The sequence below is a fragment of the Burkholderia pyrrocinia genome, from assembly GCF_018417535.1.
GTDB classification, from domain to species: domain Bacteria; phylum Pseudomonadota; class Gammaproteobacteria; order Burkholderiales; family Burkholderiaceae; genus Burkholderia; species Burkholderia pyrrocinia_E.
Window position 1 is genome coordinate 935847 of sequence record NZ_CP070979.1, and the last position, 14721, is coordinate 950567.

Annotated in this window: 11 protein-coding genes; 2 read left to right on the plus strand and 9 right to left on the minus strand. The window is 64.0% G+C overall.

Annotated features, from left to right (window positions below):
• The first annotated feature begins 192 nt into the window (after positions 1-192).
• Positions 193-1446: a LysR family transcriptional regulator gene (locus tag JYG32_RS37175; RefSeq protein ID WP_213267707.1), complete on the plus strand. Its 1254-nt coding sequence runs from the start codon at positions 193-195 to the stop codon at positions 1444-1446.
• Positions 1447-1636: 190 nt separating this feature from the next.
• A complete protein-coding gene (locus JYG32_RS37180; RefSeq protein WP_213267708.1) occupies positions 1637-2533 on the plus strand; it encodes an NAD(P)-dependent oxidoreductase in 897 nt (298 codons plus the stop codon).
• Positions 2534-2590: 57 nt separating this feature from the next.
• On the opposite strand, the gene JYG32_RS37185 is transcribed toward JYG32_RS37180, so the two are convergent.
• The 9 genes from JYG32_RS37185 to JYG32_RS37225 form a co-directional block, all read right to left on the minus strand.
• Positions 2591-3157, minus strand: a complete 567-nt coding sequence (locus JYG32_RS37185; protein ID WP_174378026.1) for a DNA-binding protein — start codon at positions 3155-3157, stop codon at positions 2591-2593.
• 78 nt (positions 3158-3235) lie between these two features.
• The gene (locus JYG32_RS37190; protein WP_213267709.1) at positions 3236-4483 is read right to left on the minus strand and encodes an MFS transporter; all 1248 of its coding nucleotides are present in this window, start codon (positions 4481-4483) and stop codon (positions 3236-3238) included.
• 320 nt (positions 4484-4803) lie between these two features.
• Positions 4804-5133 (minus strand): H-NS family nucleoid-associated regulatory protein, encoded by a 330-nt coding sequence (locus JYG32_RS37195; RefSeq protein WP_213267710.1) that lies wholly within the window; start codon positions 5131-5133, stop codon positions 4804-4806.
• A 1122-nt stretch (positions 5134-6255) separates the two neighbouring features.
• Positions 6256-7683 (minus strand): aspartate ammonia-lyase, encoded by a 1428-nt coding sequence (gene aspA, locus JYG32_RS37200; protein ID WP_213267711.1) that lies wholly within the window; start codon positions 7681-7683, stop codon positions 6256-6258.
• A gap of 226 nt (positions 7684-7909) precedes the next feature.
• Positions 7910-9067: an asparaginase gene (locus JYG32_RS37205; protein ID WP_213267712.1), complete on the minus strand. Its 1158-nt coding sequence runs from the start codon at positions 9065-9067 to the stop codon at positions 7910-7912.
• A 189-nt stretch (positions 9068-9256) separates the two neighbouring features.
• Positions 9257-10756 (minus strand): aspartate/glutamate racemase family protein, encoded by a 1500-nt coding sequence (locus tag JYG32_RS37210; protein ID WP_213267713.1) that lies wholly within the window; start codon positions 10754-10756, stop codon positions 9257-9259.
• The gene (locus tag JYG32_RS37215; protein ID WP_213267714.1) at positions 10753-12042 is read right to left on the minus strand and encodes a dicarboxylate/amino acid:cation symporter; all 1290 of its coding nucleotides are present in this window, start codon (positions 12040-12042) and stop codon (positions 10753-10755) included. The genes JYG32_RS37210 and JYG32_RS37215 overlap by 4 nt, the downstream gene beginning before the upstream one ends.
• Positions 12043-12222: 180 nt before the next feature.
• Positions 12223-13137, minus strand: coding sequence for a LysR substrate-binding domain-containing protein (locus JYG32_RS37220; RefSeq protein WP_175963913.1), 915 nt, complete (start codon positions 13135-13137; stop codon positions 12223-12225).
• 222 nt (positions 13138-13359) lie between these two features.
• Entirely contained in the window at positions 13360-14709 is a 1350-nt protein-coding gene (locus JYG32_RS37225) for a reverse transcriptase family protein (RefSeq protein ID WP_249744915.1), read from the minus strand.
• Positions 14710-14721 lie beyond the last annotated feature (12 nt).

The following is a 14721-nucleotide window of genomic DNA, read 5'->3' on the forward strand; positions in this document are numbered from 1 at the left end:
GCCCGGCCGCGCGCGGGTCCGCCAGCAACGCCGCCGATCCGGACGATTAGAATCCGATAAACAAAACAGATAGGTTGATAAGCACGACGCAAGCTGCGGCGCCGCCGTTCCGGTAAAGTCGATCGACACCCGCCGCCGGCGCGCCGCATGCCGGCCGGCATGCAATGCGGCCCGTCCGCGCCTGACCGACCCATGGACAACACCGAACTCCCGAACCTCGCCTGCCTGTACGCGGTGCAGCGCGTGGCCGAAGCCGGCAGCGTGAGCCGCGCGGCCGCGACGCTGTTTCGTGCGCAGTCGGCCGTCACGCGCGCCGTGCAGGAAATCGAAACGGCGCTCGGCGAACCGCTGTTCGACCGGAAACCGTCGGGCATGCTCGCGACGCCGGTCGGGCGCGCCGTGCTGAAGCGCAGCGAGCGCGTGTTTGCAGAACTCGGCGAGCTGGCGAACTGGTGCGCGCTACGCCAGTCGCGCCGGCGCGCATCGGCCGAAGGCGGGCTGCCCGCCTACCTGCTCAATACACGACGGCTTCGGTTGTTCTCGACACTCGCGCGGCACCGGCACATGCCGAGCGCGGCGCGCACGCTCGGCGTCACGCAGCCGGCCGTCAGCAGCGCGATCCGGATACTCGAGAGCGGCGCGGGGTTCGCGCTGTTCCATCGCCATCCGCGCGGCCTGCTGCTGACGACCGACGGCGAAACGTTCCTGCTGCACGTGCGGCGCGCGCTGAACGAATTGCGGCATGTCGCCGATGACGTCGCGGCGCTGCACGGCAGCATCCAGGGCGTCGTGACCGTCGGCGCGCTGCCGCTCGGCCGCACGCTGATGCTGCCCGAAGCCGTCGCGCGCGTCGTCACGCGCTTCCCGAAGGTACGCGTGATCACCGACGAAAGCGCGTATGAGGCACTGGTCGCCGGCGTGCGCGCGGGCGACATCGACTTCATCCTCGGCGCGCTGCGCGCCAGCGCCCCGACGAGCGACCTCGAGAACGAACGATTGATGTCGGAGAGCCTCGTCGTGCTCGCGCGGCGCGATCATCCGCTCGCCGGCGTGCGCAACCTCGGCATCAAAAGCCTCGCCGGTGCGCAATGGATCCTGCCGCGCAGCCATTCGCCCGCGCGCGGCCTGTTCGACGCGCTGTTCCGCCGCATGAAGCTCAGGCCGCCGATGCCGACGGTCGAAACGGCCGACCTCGCCGTGATCCGCGGCCTGCTGCTGCATACCGACATGCTCGCGGTGCTGTCCGCGCAGCAGCTCCATTACGAGTGCGATTCGGGGCTGCTGGCCGTCCTCGACGTCGCGCCGATGCGCGAGACGACGCGCGATATCGGCCTGATGACGCGCACCGGCAGCCCGCCGTCGCCGGCCGCGCGTGCGCTGATCGACGCGATCCGCATCGTGGCGACCGAAGTCGCGCGCTCGCCGCACACGGCCGTCGCGCGATAAGGAAAGCGCATGGCTGTCACGCCATGTTCGCATTGCATGGGCGGCGGACCTCAACCGACAATTTCCAATGTTGTCCGGTCGGATCGGCATTGATTCGCCAAATCGTCATAAAAGATCGAGATACCGTTGCGGCGGCCACGTCTGCGCCCCGCGCGGTGCGCGCCAACCCACTTCTGAAGGAGCGACACGCATGCACGAATCGACGATCGCGTTCATCGGATTCGGCGAGGCCGGCGGCCTGCTCGGCGGCGCGCTGGCCGCGCGGAATGTCCTCGTGACGATGTACGACCGGCAGCTCGACGATTCACGCACCGCGCCCGCGATGCGCGACAAGGCCGCGCGCCTGAACGTGCAGGCCGCGCCGACACTCGCCGATGCGATCCGCGATGCGCGATGGATCGTCTCCGCCGTCACGGCGTCGTCCGATGCCGACGTCGTCGCAGCCGTGTCCGCGTGCATCCGGCCGGGGCAGACCTTCATCGACATCAACTCGGTATCGCCCGCGATGAAGCAGCACGGCCAGCGGCTGATCGAAGCCGCCGGCGGCCGCTATGTCGAATCGGCCGTGATGGCACCCGTGCCGCCTTACGGGCTCGCCGTGCCGATGCTGCTGGGCGGCCCGCAGGCCGAAACGGTCGCGCCGGAGCTGAATACGCTCGGCTTCGACGCGCGGGCCGTGTCGAATCGGGTCGGCGTCGCGTCGGCGGCGAAGATGTGCCGCAGCGTGATGATCAAGGGCATCGAGGCGCTGACCATCGAATGCCTGGGCGCCGCCCGCGCGTACGGGGCCGATGCGCTCGTGCTCGCATCGTTGCGGCAGACGTTCGATCAGTTCGCGACGTCGCCCGACCTGCCCGGCTACCTGATCAGCCGTGTCGCCGAACATGGCCGCCGCCGCGCGGCGGAGATGCGCGAAGTCTGCGAAACGCTGCGCGAAGCCGGCATGGCGCCGGAGATGAGCGAAGCGTGTGCGCGCGTGCAGGATCGATTCGTCGACACGATGGCCGCGCGCGGGCTCGATTACGATGCGCTGCTGCCGTTCGACTGGGCGCAGGTGCTCGACCTGCTGGACGACCGGCAGCGATAGGAACCGGCCACGCCGCGCGGACGTCGCGACGCCTGCCGTCGAAGCCGATCGCGCGAACTACCGCAGCGCCTGTGCCGCCTGCGCCTGCTCTGCCGAAAACGCGTCTTCCACGAACCGGATCACGTCGTCGAGCGACGACGTGCATACGGCGCCGGCAGCGAGCTCCCGAAACGCGCCATCCGGCCCGAAGCAGACGAGCGGCTTGCGCCAGCGTTGCGCGAGCGAAATCTCCTCGGCCGTGCCGTGCCCGCCCGGCAGTGCGACGATCAGGTCGCTGCTCAGCACGTTCACGTAGTTGCGGTTGATCGTCTGCGGATCGGCGCCCGGTTCGCGGCGCGGCAGCGGCGTGAGGATCGGGATGTCGACGAACGGATGCGGATAGCCGTCGAGCGGCACGAAGCCCGCGAGCGGATCGGCCTGCGTCGGCAGGATGCCGATCGAGCGCCCGGCCCGCCCCGGCACGCCGGCAAACGCGCGCGCGACCGCCAGCATCACACCCTGCCCGCCGCCCGTCAGCAGGTTGAAGCCGGCCTGCGCAAGCCACGCACCGAGCGGTTCCGAAAACGCGAGCCACGGCTCCTTGCCCGAGCCCATCACGCCGATCGTTCTGTTTTTCTGTTGCATCGTGGTTTGCGGTGAAGTCGTTGCTGTGCGCGCGAGCGTGTCAGGGTGCGGCTGCGGGCGGGCCCGCGCCCGCCGCGCTCATTCGAGCTCGACGCCCTTGAGCTCGGGAATCAGGAACAGCGTCGCGACCATGTCGAGCACATAGAGGCCGGCGAGCAGCGCGATGGCCGTCTGGAACGAATAGTGCGCGGCCAGTGAGCCGACCGCGACCGGACCGAAGCCGCCGACCGCGCGGCCGATGTTCCACAGCACGTTCTGCGCGGTCGCGCGCGCGGCGGTCGGATAGCCTTCGGACATCAGCGTCCCGTAGCCGCCGACCATCCCGTTGACGAACATCCCCATCAGCGCGCCGGCCCACAGCATCGCCGTCGGGTCCGACAGCCGCGCATACGCGATGACCGTTGCGACCGAGCCGAGCTGGTACAGCAGGAACGTCGGCTTGCGCCCGATGCGGTCAGCCAGTTGCCCGAACACCCAGACGCCGATCATCATCCCGACGACGGTCGCCGCCGTCCACAGCCCCGACTTCGTCAGCGAAAAGCCCATCTGTTTCGACAGGAAGGTCGGCAGCCAGATCATGATCCCGTAGTAGCCGAAGTTCTGGACCGAACACAGGATCACGATGCCGAGGCTCGTGCGCGCGGTGCGGCCGTCCGCGACGAGCATGCGGAACGCGTTGGCCTTCGGCTGCGCCGCGCGCTGCACGAACGCTTCCGGCTCGTGCAGCTTGTTGCGCATGACCCACGCGAGCAGCGCGGGCAGCACGCCGACCAGGAACATGCCGCGCCAGCCGATGCGGAGCAGCAGGAACGGCGTCAGCAGCGCGGCCAGCAGCACGCCGGCCTGCCAGCCGAGCGCGACGTAGCACGACACGCGTGCTCGCTTGCTCGCCGGCCACGCTTCGGCCGCGAGCGCCATGCCGATCCCGAACTCGCCGCCCAGGCCGATGCCCGCGATGGTGCGGTAGACGAGCAGATCCTGGAAGCCGCGCGCGAACGCGCACAGGCCGGTGAAGATCGCGAACAGCAGGATCGTCCAGGTCAGCACGCGCACGCGCCCGTAGCGGTCGCTCAGCGCGCCGAACACGATGCCGCCCGCGACGGCGCCGATCAACGTCCACGTGACCAGCGCGCCGCCCTGCCCGGGCGTCAGTTGCAGCGCCGCGGTGATCGCGGGCAGCATGAAGCCGAGGATCAGCAGGTCGAAGCCGTCCATCGCATAACCGATCGCCGACCCGGCCAGCGCTTTCCACGCGTACGGGCCGACCTGCTCCACGCGCGGGGCCGACGGGCCGCCGAGCGCCGAGGATTTGATGTTTGCTGCCATGGTGTCCTGCCACGAATGTCCGGCGACATTCTAAGGCCTGTGCCGGCGCGTGACGGGCTGGCGAACGCGCCGGTACGCGGTGCGGTACCGGCGTGCGTCGGCGCCCGTTCCTGTCCGTCAAGCGCGCGTCGGCGGCGACGGTTCAGGATGCGCCGCACGCCCGCTTCCGGGACGGAGAGCGGGAATCGGCGGGCAATGAACGGGAAAGCAGCGATCCGGTGTCGGCGGCAAGGCCGGCGATGTCGCGATCAGACCGGACACCGAACGAAAGACATCGTGCCGGCCGGGTGGCGCCGGGTGGCCCTGCGGCGCGGCCGGCATCAGCCCTGATCGTCCCCGGGCCACCAGGTCTTGGCCTCGCGGTCGACGACGAGCATGTCGAGATCCCTGCCTTCGAGCCATTTCGGCCGCGGGCCGCGGCCCGACCACGAGCGGCCGGTCGTCGGATCGTAGTACTTGGCAGGCGCCTTGCGTTTTCGCTGGACGATATAGCCGAGCGCGCTCAGCACTTCCTGCTGCGTAATTCCCAAAAGCGCGACCTGTTCCTTGAAGGCCGCGAGCGCGGCCTGCTTCTCCTTCTGCTTCGCATCCGACAGCTTGATGTTCAGGTCCCGAAGTTGTGCTTCGAGTTCCTGCAGGGCCTGGGTCATGTATTCATCCTCTTTGGGCATGTTTTGGCAAAAAGCTCCGATGGGCGAACCTACCACGAAGTTCCGCCGATCGGTGCTGTCATATTGGTGAATCGTCTGCCCGAGCCGGCATGGTTTGCGCGACGCGCACTAAACGACGTCGCGCGTCAAAAACAGACACGGAACGGGCCGGCAACGCGCGGCACGCCGCATGCGAATGCACGGCGAACGGCTGCGGCAAGTTATGCGCCGCACCATGGCACTGGCGCGGCATGGCGCGAATGATAGCAGTGCTCGGCATCGCGTTGCAGGAGTTGCAGGAGTTGCAGGCCGGAGCCTGACCGGCGCGACGTTTGCCGGCCGAGGTCAAGGCCGGCCCGGCGGCTTACCGGTCGACGGCGTGGGCGTCCCACGCGATCCGGTCGAACAGCGCGCGGCGCCGCGTTCAGCGCGGCCGCATGTGCGACGCGGCTCTGCGACGTTGTGCCTTCAAGCACGAAGTGTCCTGAAAATAACGCATGACCTATCCGTCAGGCCAGGCCTGCCGGCGGTTTGTCCTTGATGCGAAAAAGCATGGTTTGGCCAAACGGCACGAAGTAAAGCACAAGGTGACCAAAAGAATATTTTCCTTATAATCAATCGACTATATGATCATCCTTCAGAAAATCTGCTGGCTCCCATATGGATTGAACAAAGGCTGCGATATTTCGGTGCCTCGAAGCCAGTAAATCGGGGCAAGGATCACCCCGGGCAACCCGCTTCGCCTACGAACTCCCCCTTACAGTTTCCTCACTCCCAAGACGCACCGATACGCGTCCCGGCCGCTTGGACAGATCTTCGATGCTTTTCACGATTTGCCTGGGCTTAAAACCAGTCACAAGACTACCTCGCATTTCAAGAGGTGCCGCGTGTCTTGAGACTCAAGAGGCCGCTCCACTGGACGAGTGCGAATGTCAGCCATCGTGGCCCGGTAAGCGGGATGAACACACCCCCATTGCGGGTCGGGTCGCACAGGGTCTGCGAGCGCATGACCTGACGGACCTGTAGCGCCCCCTGACGGGGGGGCGCGCCTGGCTCATATGGTGCGTTTCGGATGCGGATTCAACCCGGCTCGACACCAGGCACTTCATACGGTCAGATCGCTTACCGTGTCGGCGGGATATGAAGCAGCGTGGGCTGCGTGAGTACCTCCGGCTTGAGGATCTCGTCGAGTTGCTGCCTGGACAACAGCCCCCGCTCGAGCACGATGTCATAGACTCGGCCGCCCGACGCATGTGCCTCCATCGCGACGGAGGTCGCGTTGGCATAGCCGATGTACGGATTGAGCGCCGTCACGATGCCGATCGAGTTCTCGACCGACGCGCGCAAGCGCTCCGCGTTGGCCGTGATTCCCTTGACACACCGCTCGGCGAGTGTCAAGCAGCCATTGCGCAAGTGGGTCACACTCTTGAACAGGCTGTGCGCAATGATCGGCTCGAACGCATTCAACTGGAGCTGTCCGGCCTCGGCCGCGAAACTCACGGTGACATCGTTGCCGATGACCTCGAATGCAATCTGGTTCACTACCTCGGGGATAACCGGGTTGACCTTTCCCGGCATGATGCTCGAGCCAGCCTGCATGGGCGGGAGGTTGATCTCTCCCAGACCCGCGCGTGGGCCGCTGGAGAGCAGACGCAAGTCGTTGCAGGTTTTCGAGAGCTTCACTGCCACGCGCTTGAGCACGCCGGACAACTGAACGAAAGCGCCACAGTCCTGCGTCGCCTCGACGAGGTTGGGTGCCGTGATCAGCGGAATACCCGTAATCTTCTGGAGATGCTTCAGGACGAGCGGTGCGTAATCGGGGTGCGCGGTAATGCCCGTTCCGATCGCCGTCGCGCCCATGTTGATTTCGCAGATCAGCAGCGCCGCCTCTCGAAGCCGTTCTTCATCCTCTCCAAGCATCACGGCGTAGGTGCCGAACTCCTGACCGAGCGTCATCGGCACCGCATCCTGCAATTGCGTACGCCCCATTTTCAGCACGTCCTTGAACTCCAGCGCCTTGGCTTCAAAAGCATGCCGCAAAATCTCCATTGCCTCGATGAGACTCAGGATACCGAACCAGGTCGCGACTTTCAGGGCCGACGGGTACACATCGTTGGTGCTCTGGCCAATGTTGACCTGCTCGTTCGGATGCAAATACTGGTATTCGCCCTTCTTCTTCCCTAACAGTTCGAGCGCGCGGTTGGCGATGACCTCGTTGGCGTTCATGTTGGTCGAGGTCCCGGCGCCCCCCTGGATCACGTCGACCACAAACTGATCATGCAGCTTGCCTCCCAGCAATTCGGCGCAGGCACCGACGATCGCGTCACATCGCGCCGTGTCGAGCAGACCCAGCTCGTGATTCGCCAGCGCGGCAGCCTGTTTGATGCAAGCCAGTGCCTTGATCAACTCCGGGTAGACAGAGATCGGTGAACCGGTTATCGGAAAATTTTCCAGCGCGCGTAGCGTGTGAACGCCATAGTAGGCGTCAGCGGGAACTTCACGATCGCCAAGCAGATCATGTTCGGTTCTAAAGGAATTTTCGGCAGCCATGGACATGCTCCTCGAGCGGAAACGGGGTTGATTGGGGTTGAAGACGCCCTTGAACCTTGAGGACGAGAAAATATGACGCGATCGCAATGCCAGTTTTTCGTGATTCGCGTCAATTCACGCACATGGCATGGCGGTTTCCGTGAAATCGCCACGCCGCTCCCCTCCTTCATGGTTTGCGCTGCCCGTTCAGCGTCGGACGCCGTTGAACAGCGCGCACGAGCCGCAATCAAAAGGTGCCGGAGAAGGCCTGCTGGACCTTGCCGGGGTTCGTTACGCCGTTTGCGATGAGTAACTGAGTCAGCAACCGCGCCTTTTGCGGATTCAGATCAAGCGCGACGACGAAGCCGCGCTTGTCGTCTTCGACCTCCACGTTCCTGTTGACGAATCCGGACATCACACGCGTCGAGCGGACCACCACGATCCCCTTCTTCGCGGCCCGGTCGAGGGCATCCAGCGCTTCCCTGGACGCATCTCCATCGCCCTCGCCCGCCAGCACGATGCCCTTCGCGCCATCGGCAATGGCATGGTCGATCTGGACGCCGTCCATGTTGCTATGCGCATAGACGATTTCCACGCGCGGCAGGCGGCCATTCGCCGGCAAGCCAAAAGCGTCGCGTGTCGATGCAAGCGCAGGCGCAACGAAACGAATGCTTGCCGGATCGACATAGCCGATCACACCTGCGTTCGGCGAAGCAAACGTCTGCACGGCAGTCGTGTTGGTCTTCGTAATCCAGCGCGGCGCGTGAATCTGGTCGTTCATCACCACCATCACACCTCTACCTCGCGATTTCGGACTTGCCGCCACTTCCACCGCTTCGTAAAGATTGTTGGGGCCATCCGCGCTGGTCGATCCGCCCGGCCGCATCGACCCTACAAGTACCACCGGCTTGTCCGAGTGCACAACGTTATGCAGAAAGAATGCCGTTTCTTCCATCGTGTCCGTGCCGTGGGTGATCACGATGCCATCTGCCTCGTTTCGATCGAAAGCCTCCTGGATCCGGTGCGCAAGCCGGAACCAGATCTCGTCGCTCATATCCTGCGACCCGACATTGGATATCTGCTCGGACCTGATGCTTGCGAGTTTTTCAATGCCCGGAACCGCCCGAACCAGTTCCTGGCCCTTGACGTTTCCCGAGTTGTAGCCAATAGCTGAACGCGGATCGACTGTGCCGGCAATGGTGCCGCCGGTTGCAAGGACAAGGATCCGCGCCGATCCGGCTGCCGGACTTGCCGCCGCAGGGGCTGTCGCGTTTTCCGGTGTTGTATCCGCAGCCCACACGCCAGCGCCGCTCAAGGAACAGGCGCATACGAGAAGCGCAGCGGCAACCGTTGTGCGCGACCTGCGCAGACAGCCGGCTTGCCGAAGGGTAGTCTTGATCTTCATATTCAGTCTCCTGAAGGGATTTGACAGCACAAGGAATGACGTCGCCTGTCAATGTCATTACGCAGTACTACTTTTATACCGGGTCCACGTTCCATTCGTTATGTTCGGCGAAGGTCGATTGACCCACGTGGCTGCCCAATATGACCGCCGAACATCCGTACCCTACGTTCGCTGTGTCTGCCGCGTCAGTCAGCGAGACTGATCGGGTCGGCCTGCTGACCGGGTAACCGGCCGCTCCGCTGCCGCGGTCGCCAGGGCGACGCATTGCCGTGCGAGAACATCGGTCGGATCGACAAGACTGACCCGTGTGCCTGTCCTTCCCACGAAGCTGCTCTGCGGCAGTAACAGCGGCAGTTCGGTACATCCCAGGACGATGACTTCGACGCCTTCCGCAATGAGCCCGTCAATGGCAGCGGAGATATCGTCGATGCAACGTCCGGTGGTAAATCCCGCTTTCACCCCTTCCATGCCGTAGATCGCTTCCATCACCCGTGCCTGCAATTCCACCCCAGGCACGATTTGCCGCAACCCTTCCGATTCCAGGGCTTTCTCGTAGACGTTGCTTGCGATCGTCCCCGAGGTTGCCAGCACGCCAACGCAGGAAATCAGCGGAAACCTCTCCCGGAGATGGCGAACCGTAACGGTCAGCATATTGACGATCGGGATGCCCAGATACGGCTGAATGCGTTCGACAAATGCATGGGCGGTATTACATGGAATGGCGATGATGTCCGCGTCGCCCGACTCGAGCTTCTTGCAGGTCGCGTAAAGCGAAATGGTCGGGTCGGGTCCGTCACCGACAAGGTTTTCCGTGCGGTCGGGAATCTGGGGATTCTGTTCGATCAGAAGCCTGATATGGTCCTGGTCGCAATTGGCCGGCGTGTTGCGTACGATCTTCTGCATGAAGTCCACCGTCGCCGCCGGCCCGACGCCACCGACTACACCCACTTTGAAAATGGATTCGGGCAAACCGTAATTGCCCGCTATCACGTACTGCGCGTATGCAAGATTCGAATCGATCAGCGGCACGCGAAACGGGCCCATTTCCTCTGCCACGAGCGCAATTTCCGTCAGGCCCGGCACAATGATATTTGCGCCTTGCTCGATGAGGTCCTCGCACGCGTCGCGCAGCAGCGCGACAGGCCGGCCACACAGGTTGCCGCTCTTGACGCCGTCGGCGCCGTAGACAGCTTCGGTGACGAGATCGATACCGTCACGTGGGCGGGGGTAAATAACCTCGAATTCCGGCGCCGCGAAATACTTTTCAAAGAGCCCTTTTCGACGGGAGTAGTCCGAGGTCAACACGCCGATTCGCCGGGCAGCCGGAAACTTCCTTCGAACATGGCTGCGAACGGCTTCCACCATATCGACGATCTGCAACGGCGAGTTGGCCTTCAGTTCATCGATAAACGTGTGACTGATGAAGCACGGGAGTACCACGGTCGTCACGCCGCGCTTCTCGAAGCCGCGGATCATGTCGAAAATGTACAGCTTCCGTTGAGTCGTCGCTTCGCCACCACTGGCGGCCCCTCGAAAGGGATGCTGCTCGAAAATGACGTCGACGTGTTCCGCATCGCTCGATGCAGGCGTCGATTTGACGAGCTTGAAAAAGACATCCGCGCTTGCCAGTGGACCCAGGCCGCCCACCACGCCGAACTTTTTCCCGCTCAGCACGCTTGCGCCGATCATTTCGTTTCGCCCTGCAATTGGCCCAAGGCAACGCTGTTCTCTCCATCGTTCTGCCTGGCGAGCCGCTTCAACTCCCACTTGGCAATGACGGCCGTCGAGATACTGTTGCCAATCACGTTCGTGGCGGTTCGCCCCATATCGAGAATCTGATCGATGGCGAGAATCAGCACCACGCCGGACGGCGGCAGATGAAACATCGGTGCAACTGCGGCGACCACCACCACGGAACCTCTTGCGACGCCGGCCATTCCCTTGCTGCTCAACATCAGGACGAGCAACATCACGATTTGCGTGCCGATCGGCATGTCGATGCCGAATGCCTGCGCGATAAAAATCGCGGCAAACGCCTGGTACATCATCGATCCGTCGAGATTGAACGCGTAGCCGAGCGGCAACGTAAAACCGACGACCTTCTTGTCGATACCGAACGCCTCAAGCTTCTCGGTCAGACGCGGATAAGCGGCCTCGCTGCTCGCGGTCGAAAAGGCGAGCATCGCGGGTTCACGGACAGCTCGCAGCAACTTCCAGATCGATTTTCCCAAAAAGACGTGACCGACGGCGACGAGGGCGACCCACAGCAGGACGAGACCGACGTAGAAGCTGCCGACGAGCTTGCCGTACGTGGTCAGCACATCCAGGCCGTTCACCGTGATCGCGGATGCGAGGGCGCCGAATACACCGACGGGAGCGAGCCGCATCACATAGTCGGTCAGCTTCAGCATTGCAGGGACGAGCGCATCGATGCCGGCGATCAGCGGTGTGACACGCGGATCCTTTTTGATGGCACTCAGAACGACGCCGAACAGGACGGAAAAGACCAGGATTTGCAGGATGTCATTTCGAGCCATCGCATCGATGATGCTGGAAGGAAACGCATGCGTGACGAAGTCCTTGAAATTCAGGCCCGCGGTGTTGAGACCGGTTGCCACATCGGAACTGGTCTGCGTCATATGCAGACCCGCGCCGGGCTGCAGCGCATTCGCAAGGACGAGGCCAAGCGCGAGCGAGAAAAGCGACGCGCACACGAACCATCCCACCGACCTGAACCCGATTCTGCGCACGTCGCTCGTTCCTTCCATGCCGGCGAGCCCGGACACCAGAGTGGCGAAGACGAGCGGCGCGATAATCATCTTCACGAGGCGCAGGAAGATATCCGTGATGATCGAGAAGTACCCTGCGATTGTCTTGGCTTCTGCAGCACCGGCGACACTCCGATGGCACACGTAACCGACGACGACGCCGAGCACCATGCCAGCCAGAATATATAAAGTCAGGCGATTTTTCATTTCCATCAGTCCGAGGAATGCGCACAAGGTCTGACGTGACCGCTGTACGCTGGCAGGAGGCAAAAACGTCGTCAGCGGGCGACGTTTCTGTGTATGGGACGGATGATAGAGACGATCAAAAAAAGCTCGATGCGGGTCCTGCATGGGGATATGCGAACCTCACATAACGCGGGATAACCCCTAATCGGCGACCGGCGACGCGGCACGAAGATGGCGCCAAAGCGTGTCCAAAAACTCATTGCGATTCGATGCATCGCGGTAGACGCGAAGTTCGATTTCGAGATTCCATGCGTCCCGCCCCGCCGGAACCAGTTCGCTCGCGTCGAGTTCGGCGACAATCGAGCTCTTCGGAAGCCACGCGACGCCTTCGCCTTCCAGCACCAGTTTCTTGACAACCTCCGCCATGTCGGACTCGTAATGCAGTCGCAAGGCCGGGCTCGTATCGACTCGACTCAACAGGAGTGCGAGGCAGCGGCCGAAATAGCTGGTTTCCGTATACGAAATCAACGGCAATGCATGGGTCGCCGTTCCTGGCAACCGGAATGCGGGCGCACCACGCGGATTTGGCCGGCAGACAGGCATCAGTACATCGACGCCCACGGCGAGATGCTCGTACCTGGTCGGGTCGAGATGGAGGGGAAGCTCCGGGTGATGATAGGCAAACATCAGCTCACAGTTGCCGTTCACGAGCATCAGGATCGAGTCGTGGACATTGGTGGGGATCACCCGGGCACGTACATCCCCAAAACGGCCGGTGAGCGCTTTCAACCAGCCGGGCAAGAAACCTAGCGCGATCGTATGACCCGCCGCAATCCGCAAGCCTTTGCCCGCCATGCGTTGGTCATTGCGAATGATGGCTCGCGTATCGAACAGCTTTCCCAGTATGTCTACCGCTGCTTCCCGAAACAGTTGTCCGGCAGGCGTCAGCGTCGGGGGGAAGCTGCTGCGGTCGATGAGATCCGCGCCAACCCACTGCTCGAGCGACTGAATGCGCCTGCTGAACCCCGACTGGGTGACGTTCCGAAATTGCGCCGCCCGCGAGAAGCTCTGATACTGCGAGAGGGCGATGAAGTCCTCGATCCACTTGATTTCCATATCGGGTCCTGTGACAAGGCGGTCGCTTCCGCGAGATCGATGGATTCTACGCCCGGCCCTTTCCCGACAACATCGCAGGACGCGGATGTCATCAGGCCGGGCAAGACCGGTGCGCTCGGCCATCGATGCGTTCAGGTTCCGTTCAACGTTGCGAGGCCCGGCTGAGTGATGCGGGTGACGACGTGCCGTTTCCCGGCAGAAGCCGATGCCTGCCCGGGCGCCTTACCGGCCGACGCCGTCAGCGTCCCACACGATCCGGTCGAACAGCGTGCGCAGCTTCGCGCCGCGCGCCGCGTTCAGCGCGGCCGCATGCGCGACGCGTCCGGCAAGATGCGCGCGAAAATCCGGATGCGCGTCGCGATTCTGCGACACCGGTCCGCTCCGGATGCAGTTGGTCAGGATGGCCTTCAGGAGATCGAACTCATCGCGCGCCAGATTCGGATGACGGTTGACGACCACGCCGGCCAGTTGCTGTCGCGTGCCGCGCCGCATCACGCGGGTCTTGCGCAATTGCAGCGCGAAGCCTTCCTCGAGCGCGATCGCGGCAACCCTGACCTGCAGCCGCTCGACGTCGCGCGCAAGCAGGCCGCCCCCCGAAAACGCGAGATCGTCGGCATAGCGCGTGTAGGTCGCATCGAGCGAACGCGCGAGCGCCGCGAGCCGCATGTCGAACCGGAATGCGCCCAGGTTCGCCAGCGCCGGCGACGTCGGCGCGCCCTGCGGCAGATGCCGGTTGCGGTAGCGCTGACGGGCGATCCAGTCGAACCGGTCGCGCAGGTCCGGCGCGAGCAGCCGCGCCGACGGCACGCGGTTGGTGCACAGTCCGGTAAGGGTGCGAGCGACTTCGGCCGGATACCCGAGCGTGACGAACAGCGCATGGACCCGTGCGGCACGCACCGACACGAAAAAATCCGCGAGATCGAAGCGGACGACCACGTCGCGATCCGCGTGCGGCGCCGCAAACGACACGATCCCGTGCCCCTTGCGAAAGCCGTGTACCGCGCCGTGCGGCGCAATGCGATCGAGCAGCTCGTGCAGGATGCGGCGCTGCGCTTCGCGCAGCCGTCCCTTCGGGATCTCGACCACGCGGCACCCGCCGCTGCGCTTGTCGACCGCAACGTACGTGTAGTGATGCCGCGGCGTTGCGCTGCCGCGCGCGTCGATGCGCCAGTGGTCGGACAGCCAGTCGAGCTCCGGCACGCTCACGCCGAGCCAGCCTGCGAGATCGCCGGGCGTCGCCCATTGCGGCACGTCGCAGCCGGCGAGCGGCGCCGGCAATGGCCGCTGGACCGGCGGCCGCCGCACGACGCGGATCACGGCCGGTCGATCGTCGCCGTACCATGCGCGCACGAATCCCGGCGCATCGGCCAGCACCGCCGCCAGCGCGTCGATGCCGACGTCGGCCCAGGTCGCGCCGAAGCGCGTGAGTGCGGCATCCGCGACTTCGTGCGTCCACGGCGGCGCAGCACCGAGCACGGCCGTCATCCGGGCGATGACGCCGTCGCGTTCGGGCGATCCGGCCAGCATCGCCTCGGCAATCGTACGGACGGTATCGAACAGGGAAGCGTGCATGGAAATCGATGG

Coding starts and splice junctions, on each gene's coding strand:
- JYG32_RS37180 (WP_213267708.1), top strand. CDS start 1,637: ATGCACGAATCGACGATCGCGTTCATCGGATTCGGCGAGGCCGGCGGC.
- JYG32_RS37195 (WP_213267710.1), bottom strand. CDS start 5,133: ATGACCCAGGCCCTGCAGGAACTCGAAGCACAACTTCGGGACCTGAAC.
- JYG32_RS37185 (WP_174378026.1), bottom strand. CDS start 3,157: ATGCAACAGAAAAACAGAACGATCGGCGTGATGGGCTCGGGCAAGGAG.
- JYG32_RS37225 (WP_249744915.1), bottom strand. CDS start 14,709: ATGCACGCTTCCCTGTTCGATACCGTCCGTACGATTGCCGAGGCGATG.
- JYG32_RS37210 (WP_213267713.1), bottom strand. CDS start 10,756: ATGATCGGCGCAAGCGTGCTGAGCGGGAAAAAGTTCGGCGTGGTGGGC.
- JYG32_RS37190 (WP_213267709.1), bottom strand. CDS start 4,483: ATGGCAGCAAACATCAAATCCTCGGCGCTCGGCGGCCCGTCGGCCCCG.
- JYG32_RS37175 (WP_213267707.1), top strand. CDS start 193: ATGGACAACACCGAACTCCCGAACCTCGCCTGCCTGTACGCGGTGCAG.
- aspA (WP_213267711.1), bottom strand. CDS start 7,683: ATGGCTGCCGAAAATTCCTTTAGAACCGAACATGATCTGCTTGGCGAT.
- JYG32_RS37215 (WP_213267714.1), bottom strand. CDS start 12,042: ATGAAAAATCGCCTGACTTTATATATTCTGGCTGGCATGGTGCTCGGC.
- JYG32_RS37205 (WP_213267712.1), bottom strand. CDS start 9,067: ATGAAGATCAAGACTACCCTTCGGCAAGCCGGCTGTCTGCGCAGGTCG.
- JYG32_RS37220 (WP_175963913.1), bottom strand. CDS start 13,137: ATGGAAATCAAGTGGATCGAGGACTTCATCGCCCTCTCGCAGTATCAG.